This window comes from Paenibacillus sp. FJAT-26967 (assembly GCF_001541095.1).
GTDB lineage: Bacteria > Bacillota > Bacilli > Paenibacillales > NBRC-103111 > Paenibacillus_F.
Genome location: NZ_LMXH01000002.1, coordinates 566,286 through 586,033, shown reverse-complemented (window position 1 = coordinate 586,033; position 19,748 = coordinate 566,286). Strand labels below are relative to the sequence as shown.

Here is a 19,748-nt window from a genome sequence, read left to right as displayed (position 1 = left end):
AGAGGATGTATAGTAACAAGCAAAAAAGCCGTTTTCCGGTTATCCCGGAAAACGGCCCTTTCTATCTGATACTCTCTTGTGCTCACAGCTTGCTTAGGCTTGCTTCTTCTTTGCTCCCGGTTTGCGTACCGCAAAGCTGACGCAGTCAGCTTTCATCATGACGGGCGCTTCCCCGCGGTTGATTTCAAATTCGATGGGTTTGTGAGATGCATGCAGCTCTTCCCACCCCTCGTAGCTGCCGCGCAGCTTCTGCAGCGCCTGTTCCTTGGTGAGCACCAGCTCGATCAAAGTCTCCCTCTTCTCACCGGTTGTAAGGTCATACTCCTCTATTCCCGTATTCATATTGATATAGTTAATCCCGCAGTCACGTGTACCTTCTCTTAACCGGACAAGCAAATTATCCAGATCGGTTTCCGAACGGACATGCTCCAGAGAGGAAGCGGCCAGAATGAAATCATATTCACCCGGACGAACTTCATAGACACTGATATCGGCCTGCTCCGTCCGGATTACATCCTCCACCCGGTATTCTACGCTGTAATCTTTGAGCTGATCCAGCGCTTTTTCCAGCAAATCGACACAAGTGACGCGACCGCCGTCCCCTTTTAATTCACGCGCCAGCGGAATGCTGTTCCGACCGTTGCCGCACCCCAGATCCAGCGCTTTGAGAGGACGGCCGGTCTTCAGCTTGGCTATATATTCAAGCATCCTTTGATCCGGTTCTTCTATCCAGCTATCTTCCTCATAGAGCTCATGCTCTTCATAGTATTGCTCGTGATATTCCTTTTCTTCTTTGCGAATATGCTGCAAACGGTTCTTCTCCATCCTGCTCACCCTCCAGTATTCCCTTGCTAACTTTGCTTACCCCAAAAAAAGCAGCTTTGAAGCGACTTGCGGCAGCAGATTACAACTTCTGGAGAAATCGCTGCATGGAGAGGTTACCGGAATTACTATACTTACTTTTACCCTTATTCCACACAAAAAAACCGGCCTTTGGGGCCGATTGTTGGTTTTCGATTGATTTTTCAAATCTTAAATGCTAGAATAAAAAGACTATTGGTTCATTTAAGTAAAACGAACAAATCATCTCAAATATAGTATACCACTCCAACCATCTCTTGTCAACTTATTATCTTGGCCTACTCGCATTTACATACATGCTCATACTTCTCAACACTAATTAAGGAGGATTATACCTTGTCTATCACCCCTGAAGAATGGAAGAAGGAACAAGCCCGCGTAGATCTGATCCGGGATAAACTCAACCGGCAGCTCCTTCAACTGGAGCCTGATGTAGGCCAATTGAAAGACCAAGTCGTCGATATCCGGAAGCACTTCTGGGACGAAGTAACGGTCAACATTGCGAATGACGATGATGTGCTCGAGACCTTCCTCAGCATGAAGCAGCAAGCTGAGATTCTGTCCGAGCGTGAGCGCTCCCACCGGCATTTGAAGAAGCTTGCGGACCGGATGAACCGGCTGCTCCCTACTCCCTACTTCGGGCGCATCGACTTCAAAGAAGACGGCTCCGGCAGCTCGGAACGTGTATATGTCGGCGTATCCTCCTTTCTGGATGAAGATGGCGAGACATTTCTTGTCTATGACTGGCGGACCCCGATTGCCAGCTTGTATTATGATTACCCGCCGGGACCGGGGGAGTACGATACACCGGGAGGATTGATCCGCGGCGATATTGAACTGAAAAGACAGTTTATCATCCGCAATGGACGCATCGAGTTCCTGTTCGATACGGGCATGATGATCGGCGATGAGCTGCTCCAGGAGGTACTCAGCAAAGGCGCCGGTTCTCAGATGAAAACTATTGTAGCCACGATCCAAAAAGAGCAGAACCGGATCATCCGCAACGACCGCACCCGTATGCTGATCGTACAGGGCGCCGCAGGAAGCGGCAAGACGTCGGCAGCCTTGCAGCGGGTCGCCTATCTTCTCTATAAACACCGGACAACATTAAAAGCAGATCAGATGGTGTTGTTTTCACCTAATCCGCTGTTCAACAGCTATGTATCCACCGTTCTTCCCGAGCTTGGTGAAGAGAACATGCAGCAGACCACATTCCAGGATTACTTGCATCACCGTCTTGGAAGAAAATTCGACATCGAAGATCCGTTCGAGCAGATCGAGTATGTGCTCCAGGATGAAGCCGACAAACCGGATTATCTCGCTCGCATGGAAGGAATCCGATACAAAGCTTCTGCCGGTTTCCTTCATCTCATTCAGCGCTATAGAGATCATTTGCGTCAGGAAGACATGGTATTCCGCGATTACCGCTTCAGAGGCCGCATCCTGATTTCACACGAGCAGATACTTGCCCAGTTTTATTCTTATGATCCCTCCATCCGCCTCCCGAATAAGGTTGTTCTTCTCAAAGAATGGATTCTCCGGGAACTGAAAGCTCTTGAGCAGGCAGAACGTAAGGCAGACTGGGTCAGGGAAGAGCTGAACTTTCTGGACAACGAACATTACCATCAAGCCTACACCAAGCTGCGTAACCAACAGCAGGATGACGAAGCGGGATTTGACGATGCAGAGCAGGAAGAAGAAATACTGAAAGCCATGATCATCAAAGAAAAGTTCAAACCGCTGCGGTCAAGAACGAGAAACTTGCGTTTCGTGGATGTTCCCGCTTTGTACCGCAGGCTGTTCGAAGACCGGGTACTCATGCAGCGGCTGGCGGAAAGTGCGCCGCTGCCCCGGCAGTGGGAAGGGATATGCGCTTACACGCTTGAGCGACTCAGCCGTACCGAGCTTCCTTATGAGGACGCCACACCTTACTTATATCTGCAAGAAACGATTGAGGGCTTCCGGACGAATACGGTCGTTCGGCATGTACTTGTCGATGAAGCGCAGGACTACTCTCCTTTTCAGTTTGAATTTCTCAAAAGACTCTTCCCGCGCGCACGCATGACCGTGCTTGGCGATTTCAACCAGGCGATCTTCGCCCACTCCACGACTCTCCAGGGCGAGACACCCGTGGCAGGTTTGTACGGCGAAGAAGAGACCGAGAGAATCGTGCTTCACCGCAGTTACCGCTCTACCAAGGAAATCGTAGAGTTCACGCGCGGCATGCTTCAGGATGGCATGGAGATTGAGCCGTTTCAGCGTGAAGGCGGTAAACCGCAGGTAATTACGGCTCCTGCATCGGCTGATCTAGTCCGGAGGATGACCGGCGACATTGCGGCCTTGCGTGCGGAGGGACATCTCTCCATCGGAATCATTTGCAAGACCGCCGCTGAAAGCGAGCAGGCATATGATCAGCTTATGGGTACCGCCGACCTGAGGCTGATCCGTAAGGATACGCCTTCTTTTGAGAAAGGCGTACTCGTAATACCGGCTTATTTGGCCAAAGGTGTCGAGTTTGACGCGGTGCTGTTATACGATGCATCAGCAGCCAATTACAGCCGTGAAAGCCACAGGAAGCTGTTTTACACCGCTTGTACGAGAGCGATGCACCGGCTCTATCTCTATTCAGCAGGTCCGCTGAGCCCTTTCGTGACAGCTCTTGACCCGTCTGCTTACGAGCTTCACCCCATCCATACCTGACAAAGCTTTTTAGGTGCGCCGGCATTTGATTGACTTTAAGACAATTTATCTACAATTGCTCCTGAGAATAGTGAACCCGCAATCCACTTATGGTACGATAGACCGGGAATGATTCTTCCTAATATCTCGTATATAGGTGGTGCTTCATACACATGCTCAAGACACCCATCGGGCGTCTTCGCGTAGTCGGTTTTATAGAAGGAATTTCATATCTCCTCCTTCTGTTTATCGCTATGCCGCTCAAATATTTTGCTGACATGCCCGCTCCGGTTACGATTGTAGGCGGAATGCATGGCTTCCTGTTTGTTCTATTCCTTGCCGCGGTGGCGCATGTAACGTTCGTACACCGCTGGTCGATTATGAAGGTAATCTGGGCGGTTATCGCTTCGTTCCTGCCGTTCGGTACATTCATTCTGGATTCGCAGTTAAAGAAAGAGAGCTAAGCCCATACCTCACGAGTGCGATTCTACCAGATTTGACTGCCCGACTAAGAACATCCCTTGTTATCAAAATGAAAACCTCCCGGCCAACTGAAGGGTCCGGGAGGTTATGGGATCAGGTCAGGAAAACAGCTGCCTTCCCTTTTACGCGCAGCAACCGGTCCAATTCCAGGGAGCACAGCTGCCCCATCGCATAAAATGTAAAAATTCGGTATACTAAGATTAAGAAATGTTTATTGAGGGGTGCGAGATATGACGGAGCTTATCAAAGGAATTATCCCGGTCATCAGCAATCTGTTGCTGGCACTGGGCAACTTTATTCTCCACCGCAAACTCGATAGAACGGAGTGGAAAGTGCCTCAGCGCAAAGATCCTGCGAATTAAACGATTAGCCGTACGACGTAAGATGCTCAGAGTCCTGGCCAGAGGAAGGACTCTTTTTGTTGTTCATTCATCATTGTCCGGTTAGCTCGGCGGGCTTTTCTAACCATTCAAAGTCAGCCCTGTTCTAATCAACACGCCCTTGACGATTCGCGATCCACAGCAGCGCAAATGAGAACAGCAGGACCGCAGCCGTCCACGACCAGGCGTATCCATACTCTCCCGCATCGACCGCGCTATAAATTGCCGTGGGTGCCGTCTGCGTGCGATGAGGAATATTGCCCGCAATCATGATGGTGGCTCCAAACTCACCCAAAGCCCGGGCAAACCCCAGGATATAGCCCGTCATAAGAAAATGCGAAGAAAGCGGCAGCGTGATCCACCTGAGAACTTGGAATTCACTGCCCCCCATAGACCTCGCGGCTTCTTCCAGACTAGGATCGACGGAAGCAAAGCCCGATTTGGCGGTTTGATAGACGAGGGGGAACGCCACTACGACAGCTGCCAGTACACCCGCTCCCCAAGTAAATACAATCGGCTGCTGCCATAACCATTCTGTGATCCGGCCGATGACGCTTTTTCTTCCGAATACGATCAGCAGAACAAAGCCGATTACCGTCGGAGGCAGCACAAGCGGCAGCATGAACAGCGTCTCCACGACCGTTTTACCGGCAAAACGATACTGCCTCATCCAATAGGCGGCCCCGGTTCCCAGAATAAAAACAAGCAAACTGGCCGTGCCCGCAATTTTTACCGAAAGCCACAGCGGCGCCAAAAAATCTCCCCATGACAACGCTATATTACTCATCCGGCAGTGTGAAGCCATTCTTCACAAAGACAGCTTCCGCCTCTTTACCCTGCAGAAATGAATAAAATCTTGCCGCTTCCTCGCGGTGGCTCGAATTTGCGACGATTCCAGCCGGATATTCAATTTTGATATCCTTGGCTGCCGGGCCTTTCAGCTCGATAAGATTTACCTTATCCGAATAAAGCGCGTCGGTCTTATACACGAAGCCGGCATCCGCATTACCTGTCTCCACATAGGAAAGCACCTGCCTCACATCCTTAGCCAAGACCAGCTTGGCCATTGCAGGCTCCCACAAACCCGCTCCGGTCATCACGCGCTGAGCGTAACTTCCAGCCGGGACGGTTTTTGGATCACCGATGGCGATCCGGGTAACCGCCGGATTCGTCAGATCTTCCAGAAGACTCAGCTTAGCAGGTCCGGTCCGGGGAGTGATGAGAACCAGTTCATTAGTCAGCAGGACCTTGGATTGAGACGATTCTATGTATTTCTTATCGAGCAGCGCCTCCATTTGTGACGTTCCCGCTGCCAGGAATATATCCACCGGTGCACCCTGTTCGATTTGTTTTTGCAGTGAGCCCGTAGAAGCAAAATTGAACAAAATTTTGATAGGGCTATGCTGGTTCTCATACAAAGTGCCAATTTCCTCCATGCTATCCCGCAAGCTCGCAGCTGCCGATACGATTAATTCGACCTTCGGGACTGGAGTCTGTTCTCTGGTAACCGGAGAACTCTGCTCTTCTGCTGCCGAATTCGCGCTGGAGCAGGCTCCCAGAATCAATAGCAGTACCCAGAGCAGGCTCCGCATGGCACGTAAAACAGTCATACATCTTACCCCTTTGCAAATTTCCTTACTGGCAGTCCGGCATTCGTTCCCCTTCTGTATCCAACCGGACCGGGTCCTCTAGGCGTTTATTGTTCTCAGCTTCCTACCACATGTAAGCAATAAAAGCTGTTTTAGTCCCTTTCTCAAAGCCATTCTGCTCGTAGAAACGCAGGGTAGCCTCTTCTTTGGAACTTGTCATCAGCATGACTTTGTAACAATCAGCCTCTCTCGCCAGTTCAAGCGCTTTCTGTAAAACAAGCCCCCCATAGCCCTTCCGGCGATGATCTTCATGAGTCACCACATTCTCAATGACTCCGTATGGGCGTCCGCCTCTTGTCAGATTATTGACCCTCACCAGCACACATACGGCTGCAAGTCTGCCGCCGTCTTCTACCACGACAAAATCCATTTTGGGATCTTGGATCATGTCATCCCACAATTTCGTAAGTTCATCACTCGCGGGAATAACCGGATCATCCGGATTCAACTGCTGATACAGCTCAAGCAGTTGATCCAGTTCACTGGGCTTAATTAATCGAACAATCGCATTTGTACTCATAAATACACCTCGCTATTTTGTCAGGAATCCCGGCTAAGGGCTCGGTTTTCTGGGTTTGACCCGGTTTGTCGGGGCCGCTTCAAGCGGATTGTCCGGCCAGTAATGCTTCGGGTAACGCCCTTTGAGATCTTTTTTTACTTCAAAGTAGGTATTCTGCCAGAAGCTTTCCAAATCCCGCGTAATCTGGACGGGTCTTTGCGCCGGCGAGAGCAGGTGAAGCGTAAGCGGAACTCTTCCGCCGCATAGCCCCGGCGTCCTGCTTAGCCCGAACAATTCCTGAAGACGCACGGATGCGAATGGCGCTGCGGCATTGGAATAGTCGATTGGAATGCGTGATCCGCTCGGAACCGTGTAATGCGTCGGCGCTTCCTCATCGAGTCTTCTGCGCTTCTCCCAAGAAAGCATGGAGCCGAGAATGTCGGTGAGATTAAGCCGCTGGAGATCGTTCTTGCTTTTCATCCCGTAAAGATGCGGAGCCAGCCAGTCTTGCAGGGTGCAGAGCAACCGGTCATCCCTAACTTCAGGCCACTCCTTATCTGCCGAAGCCATAAATTGGAGCCGCTGCTGAAGCTGGCGGGATGTACGGCTCCAAGGGAGAATCGCGAGCCCCTCCAGCCGGATGCCTTGCAGAAGCGCGGTCAGAACCTGTTCAGGATCCTGCCGGGTAAGCATCCCTTCGCGCAGCGTTACTGACCCCAGCATGACCTTCCTTCTGCTGCGTACGGCTTGTGCCTCCCGGTCCCAGACGGTACGAATCTCGGTCTCTATCGCCTCGGCCAAATGATTTTCCAGCTCTTCCAGCTCTACGGGAGCAGCAAGATAAATCCGGCTTTCCGCACCTTGATCGTCGAGCTCTGCGCAGACAAGCCAAGGAGCGGCCGATAGCCGCTGCATATCGGGGAACGCTGCCCCCCTGCCGCTGCTCAGCAGATAACGGCCCGTCGAGCGCTGCCGTGCTATCCGGTCCGGGAAGGCAAAAGCGAGTAGCAGGCCGGTGAGCGCCGCGTCCGCAACCTCGCTGCGGGGTACACCGAGCTCTCGCTTCCAGCGAGCAGCTTCGGCGTGAAGGCGGCTTACGGACGCGGCATCCGCTCTGCTTGTGCCCGCTGTCCGCTCTTCTGCGGCTTCGTCCTGCGCGCCCCCGCCGCCAGCGGTCAAACCCGGCAGGCGGTTCCTGCCCGGCTGGTCGCCGCTCTCAGCAGGGCGGGACTCCCTTTGCGCCCCACCCGCACTGCGGAGCGCTTCGACGCGCAGCCGCAGATCCGCGTCCCGTCCTTCGGGCGTGGAGCGGAGAATATCACGCTCGCCGAGAAGCACCGCCACCTCGCAGGCCAGCCCGCCTGCGCCGAGCTCCAGCGCCCGCAGCGCCATATGCGCGAGACGCGGGTGCAGCCCGAGCTCGGCCATACGCCGGCCGTGCGGCGTGATCGCGCCGCACGCATCCAGCGCGCCGAGCTGCCTCAGCAGGCTGCAGGCCTGCTGGTAAGCCGCCTTCGGCGGGAGGTCCAGCCAGCGCAGCTCCTCCGGCTGCGCGCCCCAGGCCGCCAGCTCCAGCGCCAGCGGCGCTAGGTCGGCCTCGGCAATCTCAGGGCTGGAAGACGGCGCCAGACGGCTTTCTTCCAGCTCCGTCCACAGCCGATAACAGACGCCCGGCTGCAGGCGTCCTGCCCGGCCCCGCCGCTGATCGGCCGACGCCCGTGACACCGGGACAGTCTCCAGTCTGCTCATCCCGGTGCGCGGAGAGAACTTCGACACACGGGTCAGCCCGCAGTCAATAACGATGCGGATTCCCCCGACCGTCAGGCTGGTCTCCGCAATCGTGGTGGCAAGCACAATCTTGCGCCTTCCTGCGCGGTCAGGCTCGATAGCTTTATCTTGGGCCTCCTGAGAGAGACTGCCATAGAGCGGCAGGACAGCTGCATCCGCCTCACTGAGATTAGCTTTAAGTTCTCTTGCCGCTCTCCGGATTTCCGGAGCACCCGGAAGGAAGACGAGCATATCCCCTTCTTCGTCCGCCCATGCGGACAAAATAGCCTTAACCGCTTCATTCTCAATGCGACCTTTGGCCGGCTGCGTCAAATAACGGGTTTCAACCGGATAGCTGCGTCCTGTGCTGCTTAGAACAGGAGCATCTTCCAGCAGTATGGATACCGCATCCGCATCCAGCGTCGCAGACATGATCAGAATTCTTAAATCATCCCGGAGCAAAGACTGTGCCTGAAGACAGAGCGCCAGCCCCAAATCGGCATGCAGACTGCGCTCGTGAAATTCATCAAAGATGACGATTCCGACCTGTTCAAGCCCCGGATCATGCTGCAGCATTCTCGTCAGAATTCCTTCGGTGATGACTTCAATCCGCGTATCCGGGCCGACTCGGGTATCCGAACGCATCCGGTACCCGACGATCCCGCCAACCTTGTCACCCAGAGAGGAAGACATGTATCCGGCGGCAGATCGTGCAGCGAGTCTCCTGGGCTCCAGCATCACAATTCGTTTATTCATAAGCCAAGGCTCGTCCAATAAGGCTAACGGTACAAGCGTAGTTTTGCCTGCTCCAGGCTCAGCGGTCAGAACAGCGCATGATCGTTCCTGAAGCGTTTTTTTCAACTCCGGAAGTATAGTTTCAATAGGTAATGGCACAAGTAATACCTCCGAATGTGTTTATCCCCAAGCTTAACAACCCTCTTAACAGCATAAACCAAGGTACTGCTTTTCGTCTATCCGCGCAACCGGACCGGCTGACTCCTTACTCCCTGTTTATTTCTCTCTAGCCCGCAGGGAATGAATATCATCAACCGGAAAAATATTTAGGATCGGTCTTCTTCTAGTTCTTTGGTAGGGCGGGCATCATTTGGCTAAACAAAATCGTTCTTTAGTTTAAGATTCCTATGTAATCATACTGCCGGGATCAGCTGCATAAGTTGCCATCGAAAGTCATACAGGAAAAGGTGTACCCGAAAGAATGGTTGCCGATACCATCCCGGCAGACGATTAAAGTTATTTAGACTGGATGCGTTACCTTAAGAGCGGCAATAGCGTTACTGCTTGCGACAGAAAAGATCGAGGCGGGACTTCCGAACTATTCATCGGAAGGCCTCTCCTCTACCTCTTCGGCAGTCCATGCCTCATCTGGATCGGCACGGTCTGCTTCCGCTGACACATGAACGATGACGGTAGCCGTTTGCGTTCCTTTTTCCGGATCGCGGATTTTGACCGTAAAGCTGTCCATCCCTTTAAAATGCGGATTCGGCGTGTACGTGTAGGACCCGTCAGAAGCTACAACTGCGGTTCCGTTACCGGGAGGAGTATTAAGGCTGCAAGGCGGGCTCTCCACATCCGAATCGTCCTTAGGTGCCTGTTCGCAGACGGGCGCCGCATTCACAGGTCTATGAATTTGTACTGCACTCGATGAAATATGAGCCTTAACAGGCTGAACATCTTGGAGGGCGGCTGCCCGGATTGTAACAGAACCTGAATAAGACACTCCATTATTATCTGTAACCGAATAAATAAACGCATCCGTTCCCGTAAAACCGCTGTACGGCCTATATCCAAACTCCCCCGTAGAGCCTAAGACGACCGTGCCGCTAGAAGGTGCTTCTGTGAGGCTGTAAGACCGGACCCGCCCCTCTGTCTCTGCGCCTACCGCCATGAACCGGCCGCTGACCGGCAAATTCTCCTCGAAGCTAAGTGTCATATCTGCTGCACTCACTAACCATGCCCCCTGGAGAAGGCTGCTGGCGGGCGCACATAATCCGCTGATGGCGGTCCAAGGATTCTCCGGCGGCTGTACTCCCTCCTCATCCCTCACAAGAAGCGATATCTCCCCAAACGGTTTTGTATCATGCTGATAAAGCACCGCCAGCACCCAGTTTGTAATACCGGCCCTATCCTCTGCACGGTCACCGGTACCAGGTAATCCGCCGATCGTATAAATACCTGCACCACCAGCCTGGATCACAGAAGTAACCTCGGCATAACAGATGATAGACGAATGCTTGGTGTCAGCATCTGCTCCCGGTTCATTTACCTCTTTTGAAGCTGCAATAGCCGCGGGGTCTATACTTCCTGCCGCCGTTAAACGGAACGTATCCGCCTGATTCGTTAAGATTATCGGGCTGTCCTCGGCGGGGATTCCTTCTTCCCCCGTGTATGAAGGACTGTATCCTCCCCAGATCAGTTCTGCATAGAGAACCGTGCTCTGCTCCGGCAGCACCAGCTCGGCGGATGACGCAAGAATATGATAATCTGTACCGCCGATGATACTAGCCGCGCCGTTAACCTGTGCCGAGAACCTCTTCTTATAGTGCACAGCATACCCTCCTCTCTTCGCTATTGAAAGTCTATGCAGCTGCCCGGGCCGTATTGCCCGGCATAACTTGGCCTTCATCTAAACAGCTTCATCCTTTTTTTGTAAACGAATAAAATAGAACAGCGTCCCCCGACACTAGTCGAAAGACGCTGTATGGATAATCATCTTGAGGTAGACAGCTGCTAGGTTGTCGACACCAGCTTGCCCGCTGATGCTTGCTCAGAGCTTTGCGACAATTGCGGAAGAATTGTCGCGAGAAGCAGCATCCCGGTACAGCCGGTGAAGAAAATAAGAATTCCCATTCCCCAGGCGGGAAGAAAGCCGCCGATAATGACATTGATCGCACATACAAAATGTGCCCCGCTGTAAAGCATACCGTTAATGGCCATATATGAACTGCGGGCATGGTCCGGCACGATGTTCACGAGAAACGCCTGCTTGATCGGCACGTAGATTAATTCTCCGATTGTGGCTACTAACATCAGAAGGATCAATGCCCATGGCGAGCTGCCGAATACGAGATAGCTGTAACCGGCAATATTCAGAAACAGGCCGATAAACATCGTTTTGGTATCGGCCCGCTTTTTGAGCAGATAGCCGGTAAAGAGGGACAGCACGACAATCGCTATCGTATTCTCAGTCCGGAGTATGCCGAGCAGTTCCAGGCCGCTGATTTCCTGCCACAAGCCGGGAAGAAGCGATACGGAATCTATCTCTTTCTCCATCCGGATTGCAATGTATTCCGTCAGATTGAATTCCACCGAAACCATCAGCAGGCTGGCCGATACATAGATCATAAATGTGCGGTCACGGAATACCTGGCGGTAACTTTTGAGTACAGCAAGCGGACTCCCGACGGCAGATGAATATCGAACTGCGTGTTCCTGCTGATAGGGCTGGAGCGTCTCTGATAAGTACAGCCACGTAAACAGAAAAGAAATGACCGTGATGACCGTTACCGCTATCAGCAGCTCGAATAAATAAGAACTGAATAAAAACGCCCCTGCCAGGCTTGCTATCGAAATCGATAAATTATTCAGCCAGTATGTAATCCTGTACATGAACTTCCGCGAGTCCGGTTCCGTTACATCAATAAGCATGGCATCTGACGCGGGCCTGCTCAATCCCCAGCCCGCCCCGACAACTACGCTCATGATGAGTGTCAGATAGGGGGACTGCAGCCAGGGGGAGTTGGCGAGCGCCATCGTCATATAGGCTGCGGCGCAGATCAGTTCAGCTGTCAGCATCAGCTTCTTGCGTCCGATCCGGTCGGCGTAATATCCGCCCATGAAGGTGGTAACGACACCTGCGCTAATGCTCGCCATAACGGCAAGACCCGCGGCCGTCGTTCCAAGCGTTTTGGCAAAATAAACGGCCATGAACGGCAGCACCATGTTGCTAAGCATTCCCGTCATGAAATGCATTCCGATTCTAATTTGTACGTTAGGGTGAAAATCTGTAAACTTCATGCGTCATTCCTCTTTTTCTAGCTGCAGCTGTTGGATTAAGTTTCTACAGTTTACCAGACAGCTCTGCTCTGAAATAGGGAAAGAATCGTTTTAATTCTTCCCCTTTTCCGCCCCTTTTTTCAAAAAATGAATCTGTACCGGAGTTAAATCGCTGCGCAATGAATCTAAAAGCTGCCGCTCTGCGTAGTAAAAAGAATGGATCAGTGAACATACAGGAGGCAGACAATATATGAATGAACAAGAATCTAAGGAACAGCTCCTTCATGAATTAAAAATGATTGAAAAATGGGAAGACGATCAGAAAGGCTTATTTTTCTGGGAAAAGCTCGGACGGCTTCCGTTTGTGCTGCTGGACAGACTAACACCAAAATTTTTGCAGGACCGGATCGGACAACTTATTGATGAAATGGGAAGCTATCTTCAAACTGGCGGACGCTATCTGGTTTCTCAGCGGGGAAGTCTGGAACACCTCAGCAAGCATACACGGATTAAAGGGGACGGGGACAAATCTGCGGTTGCGTCTATCGAGGAAGCGTCCAGACTCCCTCTTGCCGCAATGGACCGCGCAGCGGACGCTTTATCGGAATCCCGCTCCGCAATGGCAACCGTTCAAGGGGCTACTACCGGTTTCGGGGGTATTTTCACACTGGCAATCGATATCCCGTCCCTGCTGGGACTCTCTCTTAAGGTGCTTCAGGAAATAGCCGTCTGCTACGGATATGATCCTAATGACAAGAAGGAACGGATTTTTATCATCAATTGCCTCCAGTTCTCATCGTCCGACATTGTCGGTAAAAAAGCCATTCTGGAGAAGCTCGCCCTGTATGATGCACCCGAGCGCCAGAATCAGGCCGCGGCTCAAATCCAGGGCTGGCGGGAAGTCATCGCCACCTACCGGGATAACTTCGGATGGAAGAAGCTGTTTCAGATGATTCCCATTGCCGGAATGCTGTTCGGGGCGTATTTCAACCGCGGCACCATTAAAGACGTGGCGGAAGCGGGCAAAATGCTGTACCGCAAGCGCAGAATTCTGGAGCGCTTGAGTACACAAACGCTTGAACAGGGGGCAAGTCCGGAAGAACCGGATAAAGCATCCGGACACGGGCAAATATAGCGGATCGGCAAACACCAGGCATTCGCAGGGTGCCGCCTTGCTTGCAAAAACGTTCCTCTGCTGCTTCTTTCTTTAAGCAGCGGGGAACGTTTTTTCGTGCGCAGCCATCAAGTTAAGTCTTCATAATTCCGACCGGATTAATCGGTTTGAGAAAAGCATAAAATCCTTCTCCTTTGAGCAAAGTAGTTCTAGCTCGCGGCTACCGGATAACCGGAGTTCCAAAGCAAGTCAACTCGAGGAGCGTGGATCGCCGTATGGAGGCGAAGAAAAAATGGGACCTCATTTCCGTGGCATCGATTCCTCTAATCATGACGCTCGGAAATTCAATGCTTATCCCCATTCTGCCATTAATTCGCGAAAAGCTGGCCGTTACATCATTTCAGGTCAGTCTACTAATAACGGCTTATTCGCTTGCTGCCATTCTGCTGATTCCCGTTGCGGGTTTCCTCTCCGACCGGTACGGCCGCAAAATTGTCATCATTCCCAGCCTGATAATTGCCGGAATCGGGGGAGCAGTCTGCGGACTCGCGGCTTGGTTTATGCCCCATCCCTATACGATTATTTTGGCGGGCAGGCTGCTTCAAGGTATAGGAGCAGCCGGAGCTGCTCCGGTCGCAATGCCGCTGGTGGGCGACATGTTCACAAGTGAGAGCGATGTCAGCAGCGGGCTTGGTCTTGTCGAAACCGCCAATACGGGCGGGAAAGTACTCAGCCCCATCCTGGGCTCCGCACTCGCGTCCATTATCTGGTTCCTGCCCTTTCTGGCGATTCCGGTCTTTAGCCTGATTTCAATCCTGATGGTTGCATTCCTGGTCAAAAACCCGGCTAAAGCCACAAAATCCAAGCAGGAAGCCTCAGCAAATCCGGCTGATAAAGAGCAGGGAAAACAACCATCCGCACTTGTAACCCGGCCAAAATCCAAAGAACAAGAACAACCTCCGGTATCGTTGCCTGTGTTTATCAAAGAATTAAAGTGGATTTTCTCTAAAAACGGCCGCTGGCTTTACGCCATCTTCACAATCGGCGGCATTGCAATGTTCCTCTTATTCGGCTCGCTCTTCTATTTATCGGAGCTGCTTGAAGACAAATACAAGCTAAGCGGCATACTAAAGGGTTGTGTCCTTGCCATTCCGCTATCGCTTCTTTGTATCACCTCGTTTATCACCGGCAAAATCATCGGCCAGCATAAAAAGCGGATGAAGTGGTTAACATTCGCAGGCTGTGTTCTGGCATTGGGTGCGACACTCGGCAGTAATGTCATGATTTCATCTCTGCCTATGCTGATTTTCATGCTGTCTTTACTCGGAATCGGCATCGGACTCGCACTACCGTGTCTGGATGCTTTTATTACGGCGGGTATCGACAAATCTCAGCGCGGTACGATCTCCTCTTTCTACAGCAGCATGAGGTTTATCGGAGTTGCAGCGGGTCCTCCCGTTATATCCCTGCTCTTGACCCGGGTGCCCGGCTGGATATTCTATGTAATGGCTGCTGCTTGTCTGATCGCGGCCGCTCTTGCCCTGTTCGCTATTCACCCCCGAACAGATGTGGATCAGCCGGCTGCCGGCTCATAAACCAAGCAAGCCCGTCCGAGAAGGCACGGGCTTGTTCTTATTCTTTTATCCAGGCAAGCTTCACGTTCATTTCCTCAATGCAGCCTGAATGGTCCATTTGGAGATTGGAAATCAGGGGGGTAACCGGGTAAGCCTCCATCTGGGACGCTTCGTAAGGTTTCAAGAGAGGTATGAGCTCGTCCGTCCCGATTTCCTTGTTCAGCAGCCAATCCTCAAAAGAATCCTGATTCAAGATAACCGGCATCTGGTTATGGAATGAGGTAATCAGACGATTGGATTCGGTCATCAGAAAGGTGCAGGTCCGCAGTTCATTCCCCCGCGGATCGGTCCAAATATCATATAGACCCGCGACGCCAAAAACTTTGCGGCTTCGCAGCACCACTCTCATTGGCAATTTCTTCTTGCCCTCGCTTTGCCAATAATATAATCCCGAGCACGGAATGACGCACCGCTGTCTTCTGAATATTTTGCGGTAAGCCGGATTAAGATGTGCGGACATCCCGTCGGCGTTCACCGCATCCTTCGCCCAGAATGGAACCAATCCCCAGCGGTATTCATCCAGAATACGCCGTCCGTTGGCATGCAGCACAACAGGTACATGCTGTCTTGGCGAGATATTGTAGCGGGCTTTGTACATACTTGGCACATGATCAATCCCGAAATAAGTTTGAATTTCCTGTAAATCGGCTGATAAGGAATATTGTCTGCACACGCTTCAAAGCACCCCTTTCCTATGGGGGTTATTGTTCGCTCAAAAAGGAATAATATACAAAAGTTCCGAGTCTCTTAAATTTTTTGCGACAAAATTCGACACGAATTATTTGGATCACCCCCTCTTTTCAGGTACAATAGGCAGAGGAGTTTTATGGACGGGCCGAGCTACGAAGGTCAAACAGGATTGCTATTACACAAAATTAGTATCTCTCTTTTTGGATAAGAACAAAAGCACGTCTCACGTGCCTTTAAAGAAGTTCTCCACTTTTTGGAACCGCACGAGCCTGCCCGCGTTCATAATTCCTTAATATTTTTTTAGTATAACGGTATAGATCGATTAGGAGAGGAGTCATTGCATGAGCAATCGATGGAAAGATTGGTACAAAAGTCTGTTTCTATGGACAATCGTGATGCTGATTGCCAAAATGGCACTGTTCCGGATCTTGGTCTATGACAAACTGACTCTTGATAAAATATTTGTAGACGCCTTTGATGTTATTATTGTCGCTAGCTTAATCGAGCTGTTCAAGCCCGGGCGCCTTAAAACAACGTTGTTCTGGACTTATAACGGTTTAGTCAGTTTGGCATTGCTTGCATCCACCATTTATTTTCAAAACTTTGGAACAGTACCTATATACACAACGCTAATGCAGCTAAATCAAGTCGGACAAGTTTCTTCGTCCGTCCGTTCTATTCTGAAGCCGATCGACTTGCTGTTCATCGCGGATATTGTGGTTATACTAGCCCTTTCCTTCCTGATGAGAAGAAAAGCCCGGTTCTCAGAGCCCAAATTCAAACTGCCTTCACCTATCGCCTATGCGCTGATCTTCGTCAGCGTACTGCTGACTTCAAGTTCGATTGCTGCAGCATCCAGCACTAAGAACGAACTGAAGAAAGGCGAAGAGCTCGGATTCTTTGCCTATCAGGCTATCTCTTTGTGGGATGGACTCAAGGATAAGAATTCACGTACCTACGCGAACACGACAGAAGTGGCACAGAAACTGAAAGAGATAGAAGCTGCCTATCCGTACGGTTCCGCAGCGGGTTCAGGCGCAGCGCCTGCTTACTTCGGATCGGAGCAAGGCAAGAATGTCATCGTCGTCCAGATGGAAGCGATGCAGAACTTCCCGATCAACCTTGAAGTGAACGATCAGATGGTCACACCTGTTCTTAATGAGCTCACTTCTTCAAGCTTCTACTTCCCGAACGTGTTCCAGCAGGTTGGACAAGGGAATACGTCGGATGCTGAATTTATCTCCAACACTTCGATTTATCCTACGGGCACGGTTGCCATGTCCGCCGGATTCAGCGACCGTGAGCTGCCGAGTATGCCCCGTCTTCTTCATTCGCTAAAATATGAATCGAATACGTTTCATGTCAACGACGTGAAGTTCTGGGACCGTAACAAGATGTATCCGGCATTAGGCTTTGACCGATATTTCGACAAGCCATTCTTTAATAACGACCAGTTTAACGCCTTCGGAGCTTCGGACGAAGAAATGTACCGGGCAGGTATGGAGCAGCTGGTGGAGCTGAATAAACAGCAGAAACCGTTCTATGCGCAGTTCGTCGCTACTTCCGGCCATCATCCTTTTAAAGTTCCGGCGGATAAGAACAAGTTTAAGCTGCCTGATTCGCTCAAAGGCAAGCAGCTCGGCGATTATATTGAAACTGTACATTACGCGGATTACGCACTCGGTACGCTGATTGATAATCTGAAAGCAAATGGCATGTGGGAGAACACCGTGCTTGTGATATACGGGGATCACTTCGGCTTGCAGCCTCAAGACAACAGCCCCGAAGAAGTTAATAATTTGCTGGGAATCAAATATGATCCGCAGATTTCACGGTTTAATATTCCACTCATTATTCATTCGCCTTCTCTGCCGGAAGGCAAGACAGTCGAGACAACCGGCGGCCAGGTGGATATTCTGCCTACAGTCGCTAACCTGCTTGGAATTAGACTCGACAATAATGCCTTTGTACCGTTTGGGCATGATCTGTTGAATGTAACGAATAACATTATCGGTATGCGTTACTACCTGCCGACCGGCTCTTTCTTTAATAACGAGATTATGTTCGTACCGGGAGAGGGTTTTGAGGACGGACGTGCAGTCGATCTCAAGACACTGGAACCAGTCGCCGATTTCAGCAAGTATAAGAAAGACTACGACTACATCATGGACTTTATGGAACTGAATGATGAGTATGTCAAACTATTGCCAAAGCGGAAGTAAACGTAAAGTATAAGAAAAATGCCTTAATCCTATAGGATCAAGGCATTTTTTCTTATTCATCTCACTTCGGGCAGATCCGGTATAACCTGCGGCACCGGATGTTCAGCCCTCCTGGAATTATTCTTGATTCAGAACATGCTCACGGTACGCGGAATGACGCGTTGGCCCTACGTACTGGTTCAGAGGGAAGGAATACCGGATAGCCTCGGTAATAAATGCCTTGGCTGTGAGTACCGCTTCACGGACTGATCTGCCTTTGGCAAGTTCAGCCGTAATCGCCGCGGAATATGTGCAGCCGGCTCCATGAGTATTCGTGGTCTCGATCCGGTCGGATTCCAGCAGCTCGAATGTCTCTCCGTCGTAGAGCACATCTACGGCTTTTTCATGCTGCAGTTTACCGCCGCCTTTGATCAAGACGTACCCCGCGCCGAGCTTCTTGATAACAGCAGCCGCTTCTTTCATATCATCGACTGTGCGCAACGGCTCACGGCCGCTAAGCTGTGCCGCCTCGAACAGGTTCGGCGTAACAATTGTCGCCCGCGGCACGAGTACATCACGCAAACTGACAGCCGTCTCCGGATGCAGGACCTCGTCATTGCCCTTGCAGACCATCACGGGATCAATAACCACATTGCCGACCTTCTCGCGGTCGATCGTCTGGGCGACGAGTTCAATGATTTCCACTGAGCCGAGCATGCCCGTCTTCATGGCATCGACACCCACACCGTGCAGGACCGTATCAAGCTGCGGAGCCAGCACATCCGTGGAAATCGGGAATACCAGGTGCGCCCAGCCGTTATAAGGGTCCATCGTTACGATAGTCGTTAATGCTGTCATTCCGTACACGCCGCGCTCCTGGAATGTTTTGAGATCGGCCTGGATACCGGCTCCCCCGCTGGTATCCGATCCGGCAATCGTTAATGCTTTGTACATAGCTGCGTCCTCCTTGCTATAAAACCCCAAGTTGATTGTCGTCATGCCTAATCGATAAGACTCGTCCGACAGATATTCATCTTTCTATCCTACGCCAGACTCTGCAATTTCGCAATATCCAACTATTCATTAAACATACATTTCCGATCGGATAATCTTTATTTCTTGCACCTATCAAAAAAAGCTCCTGCAAGCCGGTCATGCCGGGCTGCAAGAGCTGTTTCGGATTCTCGAAGACCCTGTTCTAGAGCAGTGTCTTAAAATCATCGGATGAACGCTCATCCTCCAAAGCAAATTCAAAATCTTCAACATCGAACACCTGGACGGGAACTTCCCCCTGGATCATTTTGTCCACAAGTTCAATCTGATCCGTAAGCATCGGCACCTTCTCGTGGATAGCCGTAAGAATCAATTCTGTTTCAATCGGATCGAATATTTCACCGTAATGAGCGTTATCTACGGAGTTAATAATCGTAAACGATACCATCTCGTTGACCAGAATCGGCGGACTTTTACGCCAGGGAACGGCAAGCGCCCGCTCGATTTTCTTCTTATTGAGTGAATCCTCGAAAAATTGAATGAGTTCCCCGATCATGCTCTTAACGTGCGCATCTTCCTGCTCATCCGGCATTACGGGCTCCGGGCTATCCTTCAATTCGTACAACTCCGCTAGTGTTGAGTACGGCAGAATATATTCTACCGGACGGCTCGGCACCATCAGTTGTCCGTATATGGCAACCAGGACGGACTCGATGACAAAGCGTCGGCCCATCATTTCTCCCCCTCCTGTAAATCGGCACAGCCTAAAATAGTCAAATACCAT

The 19,748-nt window shown here is 51.2% G+C and carries 16 protein-coding genes; 6 read left to right on the top strand and 10 right to left on the bottom strand.

Going from position 1 to position 19,748, the window contains the following annotated elements:
• Positions 1–93: 93 nt before the first annotated feature.
• Complete coding sequence (locus AR333_RS12575; protein WP_068775695.1) at positions 94–825, bottom strand: bifunctional 2-polyprenyl-6-hydroxyphenol methylase/3-demethylubiquinol 3-O-methyltransferase UbiG; 732 nt, start codon at positions 823–825, stop codon at positions 94–96.
• 372 nt (positions 826–1,197) lie between these two features.
• On the opposite strand from AR333_RS12575, the gene helD reads away from it, so the two are divergent.
• The 3 genes from helD (at position 1,198) to AR333_RS25610 (ending at position 4,385) form a co-directional block, all read left to right on the top strand.
• Complete coding sequence (gene helD / locus AR333_RS12570) at positions 1,198–3,561, top strand: RNA polymerase recycling motor HelD (RefSeq protein ID WP_068775694.1); 2,364 nt, start codon at positions 1,198–1,200, stop codon at positions 3,559–3,561.
• Between the two features lie 152 nt (positions 3,562–3,713).
• The gene (locus AR333_RS12565) at positions 3,714–4,004 is read left to right on the top strand and encodes a DUF3817 domain-containing protein (protein WP_068775693.1); all 291 of its coding nucleotides are present in this window, start codon (positions 3,714–3,716) and stop codon (positions 4,002–4,004) included.
• A 249-nt stretch (positions 4,005–4,253) separates the two neighbouring features.
• Positions 4,254–4,385, top strand: a complete 132-nt coding sequence (locus AR333_RS25610; protein WP_301336120.1) for a hypothetical protein — start codon at positions 4,254–4,256, stop codon at positions 4,383–4,385.
• A gap of 124 nt (positions 4,386–4,509) precedes the next feature.
• Here the strand turns inward: AR333_RS25610 and modB are convergent, their stop codons facing one another.
• The 6 genes from modB to AR333_RS12535 all read right to left on the bottom strand — a co-directional run bounded on the left by modB (position 4,510) and on the right by AR333_RS12535 (position 12,353).
• A complete protein-coding gene (gene modB, locus AR333_RS12560; RefSeq protein WP_156430893.1) occupies positions 4,510–5,190 on the bottom strand; it encodes a molybdate ABC transporter permease subunit in 681 nt (226 codons plus the stop codon).
• Positions 5,183–6,013, bottom strand: a complete 831-nt coding sequence (modA, locus tag AR333_RS12555) for a molybdate ABC transporter substrate-binding protein (RefSeq protein WP_068775692.1) — start codon at positions 6,011–6,013, stop codon at positions 5,183–5,185. The genes modB and modA overlap by 8 nt, the downstream gene beginning before the upstream one ends.
• A gap of 103 nt (positions 6,014–6,116) precedes the next feature.
• Complete coding sequence (locus AR333_RS12550) at positions 6,117–6,572, bottom strand: GNAT family N-acetyltransferase (RefSeq protein ID WP_068775691.1); 456 nt, start codon at positions 6,570–6,572, stop codon at positions 6,117–6,119.
• Between the two features lie 33 nt (positions 6,573–6,605).
• Positions 6,606–9,212 (bottom strand): ATP-dependent helicase HrpB, encoded by a 2,607-nt coding sequence (gene hrpB, locus AR333_RS12545; protein WP_068775690.1) that lies wholly within the window; start codon positions 9,210–9,212, stop codon positions 6,606–6,608.
• A 439-nt stretch (positions 9,213–9,651) separates the two neighbouring features.
• Positions 9,652–10,884 carry an Ig-like domain-containing protein gene (locus AR333_RS12540; protein ID WP_068775689.1) on the bottom strand — a complete coding sequence of 411 codons (1,233 nt, stop codon included), beginning with the start codon at positions 10,882–10,884 and terminating at the stop codon, positions 9,652–9,654.
• A 182-nt stretch (positions 10,885–11,066) separates the two neighbouring features.
• A complete protein-coding gene (locus AR333_RS12535; protein WP_068775688.1) occupies positions 11,067–12,353 on the bottom strand; it encodes an MFS transporter in 1,287 nt (428 codons plus the stop codon).
• Positions 12,354–12,582: 229 nt separating this feature from the next.
• Here AR333_RS12535 and AR333_RS12530 point away from each other — a divergent pair, with 229 nt between their 5' ends.
• Together AR333_RS12530 and AR333_RS12525 are read left to right on the top strand one after the other, a co-directional pair.
• Positions 12,583–13,467 carry an EcsC family protein gene (locus AR333_RS12530; RefSeq protein WP_068775687.1) on the top strand — a complete coding sequence of 295 codons (885 nt, stop codon included), beginning with the start codon at positions 12,583–12,585 and terminating at the stop codon, positions 13,465–13,467.
• A 254-nt stretch (positions 13,468–13,721) separates the two neighbouring features.
• On the top strand, positions 13,722–15,041 hold the full coding sequence (locus AR333_RS12525) for an MFS transporter (protein ID WP_068775686.1): 1,320 nt from the start codon (positions 13,722–13,724) through the stop codon (positions 15,039–15,041).
• A 37-nt stretch (positions 15,042–15,078) separates the two neighbouring features.
• Here AR333_RS12525 and AR333_RS12520 read toward each other — a convergent pair whose 3' ends face one another.
• Positions 15,079–15,753 (bottom strand): SOS response-associated peptidase, encoded by a 675-nt coding sequence (locus AR333_RS12520; protein ID WP_068775685.1) that lies wholly within the window; start codon positions 15,751–15,753, stop codon positions 15,079–15,081.
• Positions 15,754–16,111: 358 nt separating this feature from the next.
• On the opposite strand from AR333_RS12520, the gene AR333_RS12515 reads away from it, so the two are divergent.
• Complete coding sequence (locus AR333_RS12515) at positions 16,112–17,992, top strand: LTA synthase family protein (RefSeq protein WP_068775684.1); 1,881 nt, start codon at positions 16,112–16,114, stop codon at positions 17,990–17,992.
• Positions 17,993–18,109: 117 nt separating this feature from the next.
• On the opposite strand, the gene pdxK is transcribed toward AR333_RS12515, so the two are convergent.
• Together pdxK and AR333_RS12505 are read right to left on the bottom strand one after the other, a co-directional pair.
• Complete coding sequence (gene pdxK, locus AR333_RS12510) at positions 18,110–18,925, bottom strand: pyridoxine/pyridoxal/pyridoxamine kinase (protein ID WP_068775683.1); 816 nt, start codon at positions 18,923–18,925, stop codon at positions 18,110–18,112.
• A 244-nt stretch (positions 18,926–19,169) separates the two neighbouring features.
• Positions 19,170–19,697 carry an ADP-heptose synthase gene (locus AR333_RS12505; protein ID WP_068776095.1) on the bottom strand — a complete coding sequence of 176 codons (528 nt, stop codon included), beginning with the start codon at positions 19,695–19,697 and terminating at the stop codon, positions 19,170–19,172.
• Positions 19,698–19,748: the final 51 nt, after the last annotated feature.